This window comes from Peribacillus butanolivorans, assembly GCF_001273755.1.
Classification (GTDB): domain Bacteria; phylum Bacillota; class Bacilli; order Bacillales; family DSM-1321; genus Peribacillus; species Peribacillus butanolivorans.
The window spans coordinates 3077470-3094755 of record NZ_LGYA01000001.1 but is presented as its reverse complement, the minus strand read 5'-3'; the positions used below and the strand labels follow the sequence as shown (position 1 = coordinate 3094755).

General features: G+C 35.6%; 13 protein-coding genes and 5 pseudogenes. 14 read left to right on the top strand and 4 right to left on the bottom strand.

The window, feature by feature from the left end; all coding sequences use genetic code 11:
• The first annotated feature begins 505 nt into the window (after positions 1-505).
• On the top strand, positions 506-1864 hold the full coding sequence (locus tag AKG34_RS14140) for an IS1182 family transposase (RefSeq protein ID WP_053346661.1): 1359 nt from the start codon (positions 506-508) through the stop codon (positions 1862-1864).
• A gap of 201 nt (positions 1865-2065) precedes the next feature.
• Here the strand turns inward: AKG34_RS14140 and AKG34_RS14135 are convergent.
• Both AKG34_RS14135 and AKG34_RS14125 read right to left on the bottom strand, forming a co-directional pair.
• A protein-coding gene (locus AKG34_RS14135; protein WP_407946259.1) for an IS3 family transposase occupies positions 2066-3216 on the bottom strand; the annotation gives its coding sequence in 2 pieces (ribosomal slippage) (positions 2066-2967 and positions 2967-3216; 1152 coding nt in all).
• Positions 3217-3274: 58 nt separating this feature from the next.
• Positions 3275-4510 (bottom strand): annotated as a pseudogene (locus AKG34_RS14125) (heavy metal translocating P-type ATPase); the annotation flags it as partial.
• Positions 4511-4618: 108 nt separating this feature from the next.
• On the opposite strand from AKG34_RS14125, the pseudogene AKG34_RS14120 reads away from it, so the two are divergent.
• From AKG34_RS14120 to AKG34_RS14110, 3 genes and pseudogenes are all read left to right on the top strand, one after another.
• Positions 4619-5398 (top strand): annotated as a pseudogene (locus AKG34_RS14120) (tyrosine-type recombinase/integrase).
• 99 nt (positions 5399-5497) lie between these two features.
• Positions 5498-5764, top strand: a complete 267-nt coding sequence (locus tag AKG34_RS14115; protein ID WP_053346658.1) for a CPCC family cysteine-rich protein — start codon at positions 5498-5500, stop codon at positions 5762-5764.
• Positions 5765-5994: 230 nt separating this feature from the next.
• The gene (locus tag AKG34_RS14110; protein ID WP_053346657.1) at positions 5995-6864 is read left to right on the top strand and encodes a DUF8832 domain-containing protein; all 870 of its coding nucleotides are present in this window, start codon (positions 5995-5997) and stop codon (positions 6862-6864) included.
• A gap of 276 nt (positions 6865-7140) precedes the next feature.
• Here the strand turns inward: AKG34_RS14110 and AKG34_RS14105 are convergent, their stop codons facing one another.
• On the bottom strand, positions 7141-8658 hold the full coding sequence (locus AKG34_RS14105) for a COG4705 family protein (RefSeq protein WP_053346656.1): 1518 nt from the start codon (positions 8656-8658) through the stop codon (positions 7141-7143).
• Between the two features lie 121 nt (positions 8659-8779).
• Positions 8780-9046 (bottom strand): efflux RND transporter permease subunit, encoded by a 267-nt coding sequence (locus AKG34_RS14100; RefSeq protein ID WP_053346655.1) that lies wholly within the window; start codon positions 9044-9046, stop codon positions 8780-8782.
• A gap of 341 nt (positions 9047-9387) precedes the next feature.
• Here AKG34_RS14100 and pssA point away from each other — a divergent pair, with 341 nt between their 5' ends.
• The 10 genes and pseudogenes from pssA to AKG34_RS28995 all read left to right on the top strand — a co-directional run.
• Positions 9388-9879: a CDP-diacylglycerol--serine O-phosphatidyltransferase gene (gene pssA, locus AKG34_RS14095; protein WP_053346654.1), complete on the top strand. Its 492-nt coding sequence runs from the start codon at positions 9388-9390 to the stop codon at positions 9877-9879.
• Between the two features lie 211 nt (positions 9880-10090).
• A complete protein-coding gene (locus AKG34_RS14090; protein ID WP_053346653.1) occupies positions 10091-11398 on the top strand; it encodes a VTT domain-containing protein in 1308 nt (435 codons plus the stop codon).
• Between the two features lie 80 nt (positions 11399-11478).
• Positions 11479-11697 (top strand): annotated as a pseudogene (locus tag AKG34_RS29000) (response regulator); the annotation flags it as partial.
• Between the two features lie 416 nt (positions 11698-12113).
• Positions 12114-12491, top strand: a complete 378-nt coding sequence (locus AKG34_RS14085; protein ID WP_053346652.1) for a GntR family transcriptional regulator — start codon at positions 12114-12116, stop codon at positions 12489-12491.
• Positions 12488-13390: an ATP-binding cassette domain-containing protein gene (locus AKG34_RS14080; RefSeq protein WP_053346651.1), complete on the top strand. Its 903-nt coding sequence runs from the start codon at positions 12488-12490 to the stop codon at positions 13388-13390. The genes AKG34_RS14085 and AKG34_RS14080 overlap by 4 nt, the downstream gene beginning before the upstream one ends.
• A complete protein-coding gene (locus tag AKG34_RS14075) occupies positions 13371-14111 on the top strand; it encodes a hypothetical protein (protein WP_053346650.1) in 741 nt (246 codons plus the stop codon). Before AKG34_RS14080 ends, AKG34_RS14075 begins: the two co-directional genes overlap by 20 nt.
• Positions 14108-14803 (top strand): hypothetical protein, encoded by a 696-nt coding sequence (locus AKG34_RS14070; protein ID WP_053346649.1) that lies wholly within the window; start codon positions 14108-14110, stop codon positions 14801-14803. Before AKG34_RS14075 ends, AKG34_RS14070 begins: the two co-directional genes overlap by 4 nt.
• A 175-nt stretch (positions 14804-14978) precedes the next feature.
• Entirely contained in the window at positions 14979-15341 is a 363-nt protein-coding gene (locus AKG34_RS14065) for an RNA polymerase sigma factor (protein WP_053346648.1), read from the top strand.
• A 389-nt stretch (positions 15342-15730) separates the two neighbouring features.
• Positions 15731-16640: pseudogene (locus tag AKG34_RS14060) on the top strand (IS110 family RNA-guided transposase); the annotation flags it as partial.
• Position 16641: 1 nt separating this feature from the next.
• A pseudogene (locus AKG34_RS28995) lies at positions 16642-16943 on the top strand (transposase); the annotation flags it as partial.
• Between the last annotated feature and the right edge of the window lie 343 nt (positions 16944-17286).

Sequence of the window (17286 nt, the reverse complement as noted above, 5' to 3'; positions counted from 1 at the left end):
GATTTGTGGGTTTGTGAAGAATTGTACTTAAATTAACAGGTGCTTTACTTCAATAAGAGAGTTGCTTTGGCAGCTCTTTGTTGTATGAAAATATATTCGTGAAAGGCCATACAAAATAAGCCCACCATATTCTAAGACTTATTGAACACCGGTAGCAGGTTAGTGCAATAAATTTCTTTTTGTATAAAAAATGAGATGTTTCTATAGAAACATCTCATTACAGACTGTAGACAAACTCGATGAAAATCGAGTTTGTCTACAGTTTTTTTGAGGGGTTGTAAAAATTCGAACGTTGATTTCCACTCCAGGCACTCGCTTTCCGCGGGCGGTCAGGGAGCCTCCTCGGCGCCTTTGCGCCTGTGGGGTCTCCCTTAGACACGCTTTTCCCGCAGGAGTCTCGCACCTTCCGTTCCAATCAACTTTGTTTTAACAATTAGAAATAAACACTTTTGCCTACAGTCTATTTTGTTTTAATATAGGAGTATTAAAACTTGAGGTGATGACGATGCTTTCGAAACATAATTCTATTCAGCGAGATCAACTTGAAATGATTACTTTGGATCAACTGGTGCCAGCGAACCATATGGTTCGTAAAATTGAGGCAGCCATTGACTTCACTTTCATTTATGATTTGGTAAAAGATATGTATTCAGAGGTAGGTCGCCCAAGTATCGATCCAGTTATTTTAGTTAAACTGACATTCATTCAATATACCTTCGGTATTCGTTCAATGCGTAAAACGATTGAAGAAGTTGAAACAAATATGGCTTACCGTTGGTTCTTAGGTTACGGTTTCCATGATAAAGTGCCACACTTCTCAACGTTCGGCAAAAATTATGAGCGGCGCTTTAAAGATACAGACCTGTTTGAACAGATATTCTATCGCATCTTAATGACAGCTGCCGATAGAAAGTTAATAAGTGCAGAGCACGTATTCGTTGATTCCACACATGTGAAAGCCAGTGCGAATAAGCGGAAATTTGAAAAGAAAATCGTTCGCAAGGAAACACGAGCGTATCAAGGACGCCTTCAAGAAGAAATAAATCAAGATCGTGAAAACCATGGAAAGAAGCCTTTCCCACCGGATAAATTTGATAAGGAAGAAACCAAAGAGATTAAAGAAAGTACAACTGATCCTGAAAGTGGCTACTATGTGAAAGATGAACGAACAAAACAGTTTGCCTATTCATTCCACGCGGCCGCAGACCGCAACGGTTTTGTACTGGGAACGATTGTAACACCTGGAAATACGCATGATAGTCATATATTAGAGCCACTTGTTGAACAAGTGATTGAGAAAGTTGGAAAACCCGAAGCCGTTGCGGCAGATGCAGCTTATAAAACACCAGCCATTACAAGCTATCTATTTGGAAAAGAAATTACACCGGCTTTACCCTATACACGTCCTCGTACAAAAGAAGGATTCTATCGCAAACATGAATATATTTACGATGAACATTTTGATTGTTACCTTTGCCCTTCGGGCGAGACTTTAAAGTACTCAACAACAAATAAAGAGGGCTATCGCGAGTACAAATCGCCAAAACACATTTGTGCAACATGCTCATCTTTATCACGGTGTACAGAGAGCAAAGACCACCAAAAAGTGGTGACACGGCATATCTGGCAAGCATATGTGGAAGAAGCAGATCATCTGCGTACTCATCAAGATGTAAAACCTATATATGCGAAACGTAAAGAAACGATTGAGCGTGTATTCGCAGATGCAAAAGAAAAGCATGGTATGCGTTGGACTACTTTAAGGGGACTTAAAAAATTGTCGATGCAAGCGATGCTTACTTTCGCTGCCATTAATTTAAAGAAGATGGCCAATTGGACATGGCAAGGTCCAAAAATGGCCTAACAGAGTGGGCTCGTAGAGCCCCAATATCTTAACCTTGGACCAAAATTCAAAGGGAATTTCAAAAGGGGTTCGGAATTTTATAATTCCGAACCCCTTTTGTCTACAAACTGAAATGAGATGTTTCTATAGAAACATCTCATTAACATCTAATTTTTAACTATTGGATTTGAGTCAATATTTTGGACACTAAAAAGTTAAATCTTAAGCTGTATTCCTAATTCGATCTTCAATGGCTTGTGGGGTTTGATAGCCCAAGCTGCTGTGAATTCTTTTTCGGTTATACCAACCTTCAATAAATTGGAACATCGCTAATTTAGCTGTTTGGTAGTCTAGATATTGTACATGGTGGACTTCTTCCTTTTTTAATAGGGCATGAAAGGATTCAATACAGGCATTATCGTACGGGCAACCTTTCTGACTAAAGGATTGCTTAATATGATGGTTTTGGATATGTTGAGTAAACTCACTACTTGTATATTGTGAGCCAAGATCGGTATGAAGAACTAAGCCCTCCGAGGGCTTTTGTGAAATGTGTGCGTTATTGAAAGCTTTTATGACCAGTTCTGTCGTCATTGAACGAGAAAATGAATACCCTACTATTTTCTTATAATGAAGGTCCAGTACCGAAGCTAAATAACACCATCCGTCTTTTAACGTGTGGATATACGTAATATCTGCTACCCATTTCTCATTAATGGTCTGAGTAGTGAAGTCTCGTTTTAGCAAATTATCCAATTGAATAACCTTTTCTTTAGATGGATAGGGACGGTATTTTTTCTTAGTAATAGAACGAATTCTCGCCTTGCTCATTAAACGTTGAACACGCTTTAGACTTAGGGAAAACCCTTTGGATAATAAGCTTTCATGAATCTTTGGAGCCCCATATCGTCCCTTGCTTTCCAGGTAAATGAGATGAATTTCCTTCGTGAGTTCTTGGTTTTCCTGTTCGCGATTTGATACGACTATTTGAAGGGACTGATAATGGCTGCTTCTTGGGATTTCTAGTATTTCACACATCTTTTGTATGGGATATTGTTTCTTGTGTTCCTCAATAAATTCGGTAAGATCTGTCTCGGTTACTTTTTCGCGAATATGGCCATAGCCTTTTTTAAGATTTCAACTTCTTGCTTTAACCGAAGGTTTTCCTTCTGTATGGCGGCTAATTCCTTTGGAGTCATAGACTCTTCCCCTAAACCGATAGGGGTAAATTCTTTAACCCATTTATAAATGGTAACTTCTGATACGCCATATTCGCCGCTTAATTCTTTGACCGAATTACCCGAGTGATAAAGATCTACAATAGTCTTCTTGAATTCATTATTATATTTTTTACCTGTATTCTTACGTTCCAAGACAGACACATCCTCTCAAAAATTATTGTAAGGACTTAACTAAAATGTGTCCATGAAACTATACTAACTCCACTTTCAACAATCTTAATGTATTTAAAATAACAATTAATGCAGCACCTGTATCACTTAATACATCCATCCAAAGTGTAAGCCAGCCAGGAAAGATTAGGACTAATGCAACTACCTTAATAATTACGGAGAACTTTTGTTTAATAATCGTTAAAGCTTTTCTACTTAACTTCATTGTATGAGGAAGTTTACCCAAGATTATCAGCCATTAAAACAATATCTGCTGTCTCCATTGCGGTGTCAGTTCCTTGCACCACCCATAGCAATACCTAAATCTGCTGTTGAAAGTGCTGGAGCATCATTAATACCGTCTCCGACCATTGCCACCTTATGTCCTTCATTTTGTAATTTCTTTATGGCATCTACTATATCCTCCGGTAATAAATCTGAAAAACAACGAGTAACATTAGCTTCTGAAGCAATCATTTTTGCAGTTCCTTCATTATCTCCGGTCAACAATACAGTTTGGTTAATCCCACTTTGCTTTAATCCTTTTAAAGCTGAAACCGTTGTGTCACGTATTGTATCAGAAAATGCAATCATACCCATTACCTGATGATTTGTACCGATAATAACTACGGTTTTCCCATTACTTTGTATATCTTGAACATGTTTTTTTACTTCCTCTAAGGATACATTCATTTCTTCGAATAGTTTAAGATTCCAGCGTATAAGATATCTCCTTGAATGGTCGCTTGAACGCCGTTTCCTACGATACTTTTAAATAACTCACCAATTTTAGGCTGAATTCCTTTTTCATTGGCATATCCAACAATCGCTTTGGCTATTGGATGTGTTGAATAATCTTCTAATGTTAATGCAATTGAAAGTAATTCCTCTTCTGATACGTTTAACGGCTTGATTTCTGATACTTTAGGCTTTCCTTCAGTCAAAGTCCCTGTTTTATCAAATGCAATGGCAGTAATGGTACCTGCTTTTTCTAAGAAAGTACCGCCTTTAATTAAGACTCCATTCTTCGCAGCGTTCCCAATAGCTGATACGATCGCAACAGGAGTCGAAATCACTAAACACAAGGGCAAGCTACAACTAACAGTTCCAGTCCCTTATAGAACCAGTCTCCTCAAGTGCCAAATCCAAGGAGTGGAGGCAGCAACATAATTGCCAAAGCTAAAATAAATACAATAGGTGTATAAATACTTGCGAATTTATCTACAAATGCTTCTGTTGGTGCTTTTTGTTCCTGTGCTTCTTCCAAGAAAGTTATTCAGCTAACGGGTGCTTTTGTTTAATAAAAATTCTACTAATCTAGTATAATTGTTCTTCTTTTGTCTATACTGTCTATTAATATGGTATAGATGGGAGAGAAAGAGGAATGATCTTAACTGATGTATGGAGTTTATATAAGGCAGATAAGCAAATCCAAGGTTATTCATCACAAACATTAAAGGCGTATAACGTCCAATTTAACTTGTTAGTGAATAGTTTTGGAAATATATCCATTCAAGAACTTTCAACTAATTCTCTTAAAGTTTATCTGGGAAAAGCAGCTGAAAAGCTTAAGCCATCCAGTCTGGGGCATAGAATTCGATTTATTAAATCTTTATTTAGATGGGCTCAGGATGAAAATTTAATTAATGGAAATCCTGCATCAAAAATAAAGGAACCAAAAGTAGAATTAAGGGTTCCAAAATACTTGTCTGAAGAGGAAATTGAACATTTGCGGGAAGCTTGTCATACAACATTCGAAAATGCTTTATTTAAGTTTATGTACTCAACAGGATGTAGAATTGGTGAAGCAATAACGCTAGATAGGACATCAATTAATTTTTCTAATCAATCAGCAATCGTATTAGGAAAAGGAAATAAAGAACGAGAAGTATATTTTAATACTCGTTGTGACAACACGCGCCCCCCATCGAATGAGTATTTCTCAAGCGAGAAACGTTATAAAACTGATAGCAAAGAGAACGGACATTAAAAAGAGCATTCATCCTCATCAGCTTAGACATAGTTACGCCACAAATTTATTGAATAATGGAGCTCCTCTGGAATGATTCAAAATTTAATGGGCCATGAAAAAAGTGAAACCACAAAAATTTATGCATATCTAAGTGGTGCAATGCGGAGAGACTTGTATAGAAAGTATTTTTAAGGGACCAGGGGTCCTTTTTTTGTTTTTAATAAACTATCGGGGCAGTTTAGTTGAACAAGAAAGCATGGTAAAATTCATAAAAAGTATCGAGGTGATTGTATGAAATATACTTGTCCTTGCTGTGGATATAAAACATTAGATGAAGAACCAACCGATACATATGCAATTTGCAAAATATGCTTTTGGGAAGATGACGGTGTTCAATTTCGAGACCCTGATTACGAAGGCGGGGCTAATGAAGTTTCATTAAGCCAAGCACAAAAAAACTTCGCTAAGTTTGGGGCATGCGAAAAAGGCTGTATTGAGTTTGTAAGAAAGCCAAATGAGAAAGATATAAAAGACCCTAATTGGAAACCGTTTATTTAGAGAAAGTTTTTAAGCTAACGGGTCTTTACTTCAATAAGGGAGGTTGCTGCGGCAGCTTTTTCTTATGGCACTAACGGGGCAGGATAGTTCATTAAGAGAAACAGTTACCCCAACAGTAATCTAAATTGAAGTAATAATAACAAATAAGAGTGAAGGAACAAATAAAATGCATAATTTCTGCAATTTTTTGTGATAGGATATCGGATAGACTAATTTATAGGAGGAATACCATGGAACGAAAGTTTCTTATAATGGTTGTTTTTTCACTAATCATTTCATTATTCTTAGCAGCTTGTTCTAAAGATGGTTCAATGGACCATGGAAATATGGACCAAAACTCAAATAAAAAACAAACAGATACAAACCATGATGGGATGAATCATGGGGATATGACACCCTCTTCCCAAAAAGATAATACAAACGTAGAATTTTCCTTTAAAGAAAATCCTGAAAATGGCAAACAAATACCATTAGACATTAAGGTAAATAATAAGGACGGTAAACCAATTAAGGATTTTGAGGTTGAACACGAAAAACTCATGCACTTAATTGTGGTTAGCAAAGATTTATCCTATTTTGACCATATTCATCCTGAATATAAAGGGAACGGTTTATTTACTGTAACTCCAAATTTCCCTACTGGTGGAGAGTATAAAATTTATGCCGATTTTACGCCTAAGGAAGGTTCCAAAACGGTAAAATCGAATGTCGTGACAGTAGCAGGAAACAAAGCGAAGACTACGCCGTTAACAGAAGATAAGGAAATAACAAAAGTAGTGGATGGTAAAGAGGTTACTTTAAAGTTTGACCATTTGATGACTGGAATGGATTTGACGATGACATTCACGATTAATGATGCTAAAACGAAACAGCCTATCACAAATTTACAACCTTATTTAGGGGCAGTAGGGCACGTTGTAGCAATTAGTGGCGATACTGAAACTTATTTACATGTTCATCCAATGGACGAAAAGGCAACTGGTCCAAATGCTAAATTTATGACGAGTTTCCCTAAGAGTGGTCTCTATAAAATTTGGGGACAATTCCAACAAAACGGAAAAGTATTTACCGTTCCGTTTACCATAAATGTACCGAAATAAAAAGATCCTTAGGGCCTTTTGGCCTTTTGCGTTAAACTTTAATTATTAAACTAAAGGGTGCTTTTTTTAAACATCCGGAACTGATCAGCAGTTCCTTTTTTTTGCTATTAAAGGGGCAGGTTTGTTGAGCAAGCCAAACTAAAACTATATGTTAATTTTTATAAAGGTTCTGGGTTCTAAATTGTAGAATCAGATGAGTTAGTTCTATAAGAAGAAGTAAAAAAGTCGATTCCTTTGAACTGCAAAAGGAACCGCGATTGGCGATTCCTAAGATTATTATTTATTTGCTGCGTTTATGGTACTAAGTGAATTGTTAAGTGCTGTTTTACACTTGTTTACATCAGTATTCGATGAACGAACTGCTGCTAATACAACATCAATTGTTCCATCAATTTTCGTCCATGTAGCGCCATCGATTTTTCGAAGCTTAGGTTCCTGTGTGTCCCATTGATGTTCTAATTCATCTGCCCTTTTTTTCGCTGAAGCAAAGTCATTTTTGTTTACAGCGTTTAGTATATCATTTTCGATTTTTGCAAAATCGTTTAACTGTCCAGATAATGTAGTTTGTGAGGCACCAGATTTTGATGTTGATTTATTTGCACCTTTTAAGACACTAAGTGAATTATTAAGTGCTGTTTTGCTTTGATTAATATCAGGTTTTGAAGAACGAACTGCTGCTAACACAGAGTCAATTGTTCCATCAATTTTTGTCCATGTAGTGCTATCAATTTTTCGAAGCTTAGGTTCTTGTGTATCCCACTGATGTTCCAAATTATCAGCGCCTTTTTTTGCTGAAGCAAAGTCGTTTTTATTTACAGCGTTTAGCATATCATTTTCAATTTTAACAAAATCATTTAATTGATCCGCTAATGTAGCTTGCTCTGCAGCACCTTGTGATGCAATATTATTACTGCGCCAGTTATAACCACCTATACCAACAACTAAGAAAATTACGAGTACAACAATCGTTTGTGTTAGCACATGTTTCTTATTTGCATTACTTTGGTTTGTTTCCGCTATATCACTTTTAGCATTTGTATCAATTTTTGAAAGGGCAAGGAAAACGATGATTGCTAAAATAGCGATAAGAAAAATCACACTCGTAACGGTTGTCCCGAGTCCTAATCCGCCATTTACTTTTGGTTGAGATAGGTAATCACCAATTGACGCTCCAAGCGGACGAGTTAAAATATACGCAATCCAGAAAGCTAATACCCCGTCAAGTTTCAAAAATTTATAAGCTAAGAACACAAGAACAATAATAATAACAACGCCTATTCCTGTGTTAAGATAACCAAAACCAAGTTGTTCGGAATATAAATCGCCGACCGCTGTTCCAAGTGCAAAGGTGAAAAGGACCGTAAGCCAGTAGAAAACTTCTCTTTTTTTAGTAAAAATCGAGTGGATCGATAGTGTTTTTTCACTAAGATACCAAAATAGAAAAGTCAGTCCTAGTAACACCGAGAATACAGCTGTACTAACCTCAAGTGGTACGCCCATATTATCTGTCAAATTATCCGTTACCAGTGTTCCAAATACGCTTATAAGAACAACTGTTACCCAGTAAATGGCTGGAACATATTTGTTTGCTTTAAATTGAAAAAACAAAGCAATAAAAAACGCAACTCCCATAATAATGGTAGTAAGAGTTAAACCAAGTCCAATGTTGAAATTGATGTAATCAGCAAATGTTTCACCAACAGTTGTACACAAAACTTTGATGATCCAAAAGAAAATCGTCACTTGTGGCACTTTGTTAAGTAAAATTTTCATTTTTTTTTGGTTTTCTTGCATATATAATTTCCTTTCTTTAAAGTGGTTTCCCACAACTTAATTTTATTTCTCTCCAAATAAGGATACCCATCCAAATCCAAGTTAATCATTAAGGAAGTCTGCGCTGTTTCTCCCACAGTGGTTACCCACCGTCATAAGAAGTGGTTTCCACATTGGATAAACCATCCACTGTTTTGAGGGCACTTGCCAAATTATCTGTCACTTGCTTTACCTGAGTCGCTTGATACCCAGGTACTCTCATATTTACCGAAAGAGTAGTATTATTAATTCCAGGCAAATAATCGCGTTGCATCTGGTATGCGGAAATACCGCCCCAAGACAAAATGATGACAACACACACAATCATAAGAATGGCTCTTTGCATGGTTGCCTCTACTAATTTTTTCATTTTTACCTCCCTGATTGTTTAACCAATAACTATTATGAAAAACCCCTAATATCTTTTGACAGCTACATGAATTCAAATATGATACTGTTATCCAAAATTGGGTAACCTAAGTATATAAAAGGAAACTTTTTGTTCTATGAATAAATGATTAAAAATTCCTTAAAATGCAAAAAGAATATTAGGTAAGGATTATCTTAAGACAAGTGAGATACTTGGTGGCTTCTGTATTAAGACTGTGTGGGGCACAGGGATAGTTTTTCCTTTAATATTTAAGAAAAGCGGAAGAATATATCGAAAATGCTACATAAATGCGTAGATTGTTCGACGTCAGGGGGACTACCTTGTTCAATCAGATAGCAAAAGCTGTGCCCAATTTATTTACGATTGGAAATTTATTGTTCGGTTTACTTTCAATTACCAATATTATGAGTGGCTTTTTGGAAGTAGCTTCCGTTTTTATTTTCTTTTCGGCTGTTTTAGATCTTCTTGATGGAAGGATTGCGAGAAAATTAAAAGTGAACAGTGAATTTGGCGTGGAATTGGATTCCTTGGCTGATATTATTAGTTTCGGGGTTGCTCCTGCACTTCTATTTCATTCAATAGCAGCACCATCGATTTTAACGTCTTTGGCATTTATCCTTTTCCCAACGATGGGAGCATTAAGATTAGCTAAGTTTAGTGTTAAACCAACCATTGGGTATTTTAAAGGATTACCTATTCCAGCTGCTGGATTACCATTGGCTGGTATGGGATTCTTTTTATATAGCAATGCGTGGATTACCTTAATACTCGCACTCTTAATGGTAAGTCCTATAAGGGTAAAAAAACTTTAATTTTATTATCCTTTGTAAAAAAGCTAGGAACCTTTTTAGAAAGGGTACAGCTTTTTTATTTTATCCATAAACCTTTTTTTCACTTAATACAAGATTAAAAATTCATTAACATAGAAAATGAATTCATTTTTCGTGCTAAATTGTAATTAGATCTAAAGTTGTAGAATTATTTACTCAAAAGTTTCTTTTTATAAAAAATGGAGGCATTTATTTGTCATACTTAATAAATTTATTTGAACAGCACAGTTATCTGATATTATTCATAGGGATTTTTCTAGAACTCATGGCTCTACCTATTTCAGGTGAATTTTTAATGAGCTACGCTGGGTATTTTGTATTTCAGGGAACAATGAATTACCCTTTGGCACTCCTGACAGTCTTTGTTGCAGGTGGTGCGGGAATTACTGTAACCTATTGGATTGGTAAGGCAGGAGGGTATAAACTAATTGAAAAATATGGAAAGTATATCCATTTGGGACCAGAAAGATATAAAAAAGTATCCGCTTGGTTTGAGCGTTCTGGCAGTAAACTGTTGGTCTTTGCTTATTTCATTCCAGGCATTAGACATTTCACTGGTTATATTTCGGGGATTTCTAGAATGTCGTTTCGAAAATTTATTATTCCAGCTTATACAGGTTCATTTTTATGGGGATTTTGTTTTATTACTCTAGGAAAAGTATTGGGACCTCACTGGAAGGCCTTCCATCATTCAGCAAGTAAATATTTCATTATTTTTATTATTATTTTTGGGGTATTGTTAGTTGGGTATTTCACTTATCGGTTTTATAAAGTTCAAATTAAAAACTTTTTTATTCATTTAATTAAATGGTTAACAAATCGACTAAAAACCATAAGAAAAACAGAAATCTTTCTTATTTTTCTCACTTTAGTTTTAATCGGTATGGTGACCTTGATGCTGGGAATGGCTCAAGACTATTTATATAATGAGTTTACTCAATTTAATGTAATTGCTGAATATATAGTGAAGTCTTCATTATATATGAGTTGGATGAAAGGGTTGTTAGTATTTCAATCCCCTTATGTACTTGGAGTAATTATTGGGGTAACGATCATCCGCATTTGGAGAAAGAGAAGGAATAGACTGCTTGAGTATTTTCTACTTATCGTTTCGGTTTTAGGAGCGAGGCTGTTTCATGAATCAATTATGCAGATTTTTTCCTATCTCCAATCATTAGGGTTCGTTGCGAAATTTCATTCCGCAAATTTTCCTGATATAAATGCTACTATTACAATAATTATCTATGGAACATGCTTATTTTTACTCACTCGTCATTCAAAAAAAAATTATACGTCCATATTCGTTCCTTTAATGGGGTTAATATTATTAATGGGGTTAGCAATTGCAAATATTGCATCGACCGATTTACTTCCAAGTGATATTTTGGGTGGATATGTATATGGCGGTGTCTGGATATCTTTTAACTTTTTGTTGTTTGAAATGTTACGGCTTGTTTTGGATAAGGTTAAAATTGAGAATAAAACTCAAATAATACCTTAAGGTGTTTTGAAGGGGCGAATAAAAAGTGAAAACATATTTTAGTAATCAAAGACGAAACTCAAATTGCTCGTGTCTTAAAAATGGAATTGGAGTATGAGGGCTATCAAGTAACAGTTAAACACAACGGTAAATCAGGATTAGAAACAGCATTTCTAACAGAAATTGACCAAATTTAATTAGATGTAATGTTGCCTGGTTTAAGTGGTATCGAGGTATTGAGGAGATTAAGAAAGGAAAACATACAAACTCCTGTTATTCTTTTAACTGCTTGTTCTGTCCAATTTGACGCCGTATGCGGGGAAACTCGCCTGTACTGTGAAGTGGGGGAAAAGCAGGCGATAACGTCAAAAACTTACTTATCACTATAACAATGAGCAGTTGCTTTTTTACTTGGCGGATCCGAATAGTTCTATAAATGATTGGATGTAAATAATTAAGAAACCCAGCTAATCTTCTCATGTGAAGGTGGTTTTTAAAGTTGGATGTGCAAAATAGCACTTAAAATATACGCAAATTATCGGTCAAAGTGACAGATTATTTTTAGAGAATTTTTTTCTATAACCAAAAACGGTCGTTTATGGAATCCTATTGTAAAAGTACAAACTGGAAGAAAATAGCCTATCTATACAAATTAAAACGGTTATTGTAATATATTCCAAATTACTATATACTACATTACAACAGTAATGCACTATATTGGGAGGAGGCGGAGACAATTCTGAATACGGGTAGTACTAAGCCTATTTATGTGCAAATTGCAGATTGGATTGAATCAGAAATTTTAAATGGACATTTTGAGAGTGATGGGAAGGTGTACTCACAATACCAATTAGCTGAAATGTATACGATCAATCCTGCAACTGCAGCAAAGGGCCTCAATCTTCTGGTGGACGAAAATATCCTGTATAAAAAGCGAGGACTTGGAATGTTTGTCTCTGGTGATGCAAAAGAAATCATCATCAATAAACGAAAAAACCAAACATTGAAGCGATTAGTACGGGAGTTGGTTTTGGAAGCTAATCGGTTACAAATAAGTGAAATAGAATTAATCGAAATGATAAAAGTGGCAAATGATCAGGAGGCTGAACAATGAGGGTGATTGAATGTACGGATTTAACGAAAACTTATTTAAGGAAAAATGTTTTAGATAAGCTCTCTTTTTCAATTGAAGAAAATAAAATAACGGGATTAATTGGTCGAAATGGAGTTGGAAAAACCACCTTACTTAAAATTATTGCTGGGTTCATCAAAGAAACGTCAGGACAGGTCAAGGTTTTTTCCGAAAGACCATATAACAGCCTGAACGTCTCCATAAACTCCATCTTTGTGGACGACCAAATGAGTTTTCCGCCAGCCATACCACTTGGTGAAATATTAACAGTGGCGGGTAACTTCTATCCAAATTGGGATAGGGAATTAGCTAAGGGCTTGTTTGACTATTTTTCTTTTGATCCAAAATCTTATCACAATCGGCTTTCAAAAGGAAAAACAAGTACCTTTAATATGATTATCGGCTTAGCATCCCGTTGTCCATTAACAATTTTTGATGAACCCACTACAGGAATGGATGCAGCGGTTAGAAAGGACTTCTATCGAGCATTGCTCAAGGATTATATTGCTTATCCCCGTACTATTATTTTATCTAGCCATCACTTGGATGAAATTGAGGATTTACTGGAAGATGTGTTACTCATTAAAGATGGGAAAAAACATTTCCAAATGTCAATCTCTGAGTTAAAAGAATGGGCTATCGGATTAAAAGGAACCACAGAAGAAGTACTTAATTTTTCGGATGGAAAGGAAATACTTTTTAAAGAATATTTCGGTTTGAATACGATGTATGCGGTTGTAAAAAATGATTTTTCTGAGCCCTTACTTAATAAAGCGCACCTTGTAGGAGTGGAAATCTTACCCGTACAATCTAGTGATTTATGTGTTTACTTAACCAGTGAAACGAAAGGAGGAATTGATGATGTCTTTAACAAGCGTTAATTTGTGGGAAACGGTAAAAAAACAATACTTCTTTAAGCTAAAAGCAAATATAGATGCTTTTAGTTCACTCATTGGAATTCAGTTATTAGCGCTTCTCTTTTCATTTGGCGGTGTTGGTTCAGTTGGAATGGGAGGAGGGAATTTTAGTATTAATATAAAATACTATTCTGCAGATTTAGTCATTGGTTTCACACTGATATGGGCTTTCGTTACAGCGATTGTAATCACTACGAAACCATACCGAAATCATGATTTTACGTTCGTAACCAATCGCCTTAGTAGCAGCCTGTCGAATATTTTATATTTATTAACGGCAAGTATCGTTGGGAGTATCACTGCCATACTGGCTGGGAATTTACTGAAAATCTTAGCTCATATTTTGCTTGATGATCAGATTTATAGCTTTAATACTGGGCTTCAAGAACTTGTTATGGGTATAGGTGTAACAATTTTATATGTTTTCTTCGTTACCTCCATTGGTTATTTTATTGGGACACTGGTCCAAGAAAGTAAATTGTTTATCATTCTTATTCCGGTTTTGTTTTTTGGAATACTATTTCTTGAGGCATCAATGCAAAAAGAGCCTTTTCTCATAAATGTATTTAAATTTTATGGGATGGAATCAACGCTTTTTCTATTTATTATCAAAGTGATTGTAACGGTTGCTGTATTTTTTACAGCTGCTATAAGCATCTTGAATCGAATGGAGGTAAGACGATGACCGTTTTGACAGCAATTTTGCCGTTAGTCATCCTGATTCTTATATTTGGTGTTTTCATTTTTATGGTTAGGCTTACCAGAAAATTTGCAACTCCCAAAGTAACTCACTGGCTTCTCTTCATCTATATAGGCGTACTGCTTCTAGGCACTGTTTTTGTTCCTTTCATCATTGATGATTCTTTGAGTCAGAAAGGAATGGAAAAAGCCATAGATACAGATCGGGAATTAAGTGGTTTATATACGAAACTTAATGAGGGAGAGATCGATCAGATTGATGCTAAGTATTTAATGAAAGAAAGTAGTTTTAGTAATTACCAAAATCAATCAATAAGGGTCGAATCTAGCAACAATGACAGTTCACAGATTTTCGTAGAAAGAAAAGCAAATAACGATGACACGATTGAAGCTTTCATTTTTGGCAATGGATTAATAATAGACGGTTACGATTTTTCTAGAAAACTGAAGCCTTATCATCTTGAGTTAATGAAAAATACCCTTACCATTAATCTTCCTCAGCAACAAGATATTAATCTTATAATAACTAAAGCTGATTTTCCAATACGGCAATTTACAGGTGAATCGATCATAAATCCATCTTTTAGTACCGGCGACCAAGTCGTTTATTTACGAATACCTAATCATCTTGAGTTAATAGCTGGTAATCATGTTTTTCTTGAATTTATTGAGAAGTAGACGAGTGGTTGAGAGGTTTTTATCGCTTTGCATAGAATACAATCATGCTCTAAAGTTTTTGTATGAGAGTACAGAAAATCAGACTGCTGAAGAAAGCGAAAAGAATAAAAAAATGATAAAGATTAACACTGAACTTTTATAACCTTAGATACTTTACATGGGATTGGATGAAATGATGAGTGAAGAAGAAAACATAAATCAACTTTATATTAAATATAGAAATAAAATATCTAAAATAGCACTTTCGTTTATAAAAAATCCATACCTTTCAGAGGATATTTCTCATGAAGTTTTTTTGAAGGTTTATTATAATCGTGAAAAATTTATGGGAATATGCTCCTTAGATACGTGGGTTTATAAGGTAACTAAAAATTATTGTATCGATTATTTACGTAGTAGTCATATAAAGAATGTTGTACCTTCTGAAGATGTTGATTTATTTCTTAATCAGAATTCTACTCCAGAAGATGAATTAATAATTAAATATGATTCTGCTGGTACAACGGGTGCAAGTCGTTGTGGGATTCCTATTGTTTAAGCTTTTTTAATTACATAGAAATATGATCTTCTGAAAATCCCCAAAATTAATGGATGACTTTAAAAAATCCTGACTTTATCTTTTTTTATAGATAAAATCGGGATTTTTCGTATCTTTTGTTAGAAATGCTTGGTGAAATTTCCCTAAGTATTAACAGGTATCCAACAACCGTGGTTCTCACCGTACCGGAGGAAAATCAGGTTTTTACCTTCCAAAAAATGTCTTACCGTATAATATTCGCGTTTTGCCGGCAAGACCTCTTATGGAACTAAAGGGGCAGAATAGCATTCCTGTAGTTCGTTATTTTTCAGCTTTGAAAAAAATAGGGCTCCTCAGTAAGATATGAGTAAGACACCACTCTAACTCAAAACCTAAGGAGGAACCCTAATATGAATTTTAAAATGCAGGACAAACAAAATCAACTTATTGAACGAATTTCTGATCGACATCTCGTTGTTGGCGTAGATATTGCCCAACAATTCCACGTTGCTCGAGCTGTAAATTATCGAGGAATCGTGGTAGGTGATCCTCTTACTTTCGAAAATAACGAAGAAGGCTTTAACAGATTTCTAGAATGGATTAATAAACTAAAAGCTAAAAACAGCTTAGACACAACTATTGTCGGTATGGAACCTACAGGTCATTACTGGATTAATCTATCGAAATGGTTATCTAACGAAAATATTGATGTCGTAACAGTCAATCCTCACCTTGTAAAAAGAAATAAAGAAAATCGAGATAACACTCAGTCCAAAAGTGATAAAAAAGACGCTCTCGTGATTGCGGATATGGTCAAGAATGGATACTATTCTTTTGTTCATGTGGCTTCAGAGTCTTTCGAAAAACTTCGAGTTCTTATGTCCAACCGTGACGTAATCGTAAAACGTCTCGTTAGTTCTATTAATCAATTAAATCGATGGGTAGATGTTGTCTTTCCTGAGCTACGACAAGTGTTTAAAGATGTGAAAGGAAAAGGGGCAATCGCAACTCTACGTTTGTTTCCGACACCAATCGAGTTACGATCGATGCAACCTCAAGATATTGTAGCCAAATGGAAATCGGTAATGAAGCGTCAGCCTGGGTTGAAAAAAGCTTATCTACTTATAGATTTAGCTAGACGTTCTATCGGAACGCACCAAGCACTTGAAGCTTACAAGCTACATTTAGAACAACTACTAGAAGAGTATGATCTAGCTACAACGCAACTCGAAAGAGTGGAACAAGAAGTCACTAACGTGCTTCAACAAATTCCTTTCGCAAAGAAACTGCTGGCTATTAAAGGGATCAGTGAAATCTCTTNCCTTCGTCATGTTACATCTTTCCGAGGCGAGCTCTGGTAAATGGAAAGGACAAATTGTCATTTCTAAACGTGGGAGATCCAGACTGAGGCGTTTCTTATACCTAGCGACGATGAGTCTTGTCATGAATAACTCTGAGTTTAAAGCGTTGCACGCCAATAATGTTAAGGTAAAAAAAATAAAAAAAATGAAGTCTATTATGAAATTGGTTGGTAAACTGGCTCGAGTATTTGTAGGCATAGCCAAACGAAATGAATCTTATTCTCCAGAAAAATTACAACCTTTTTCAGCTCTAGCAGCGTAGTTTATATTGAATAAATCAGGCTTTGCAGGTTCTCGAAGGGAACCTCACTTAAAAATCATTAACACTTGATTTTCAGCTTATCTTTTGTCGAATGTTTTCTTATTCGTAGGATTCCAAAAATGCACGGAGTACCAGATTTCTTGAACAAAAGGGCACCGACCCATTAGGTTAGCATAACTGGCCTCCACCCCTTGGATAGGCATGACGAAGGAATGAGAGGGCATATTTTTGATGACCCGTTGAGACATGGGAGGGAAAGCCTCCAGGGGCGGCGTGGAGATGACGTGTATTATATGGTAGAATATGGAGTTTTCTATTACTCCTTTATTTAACTATGCCTCCA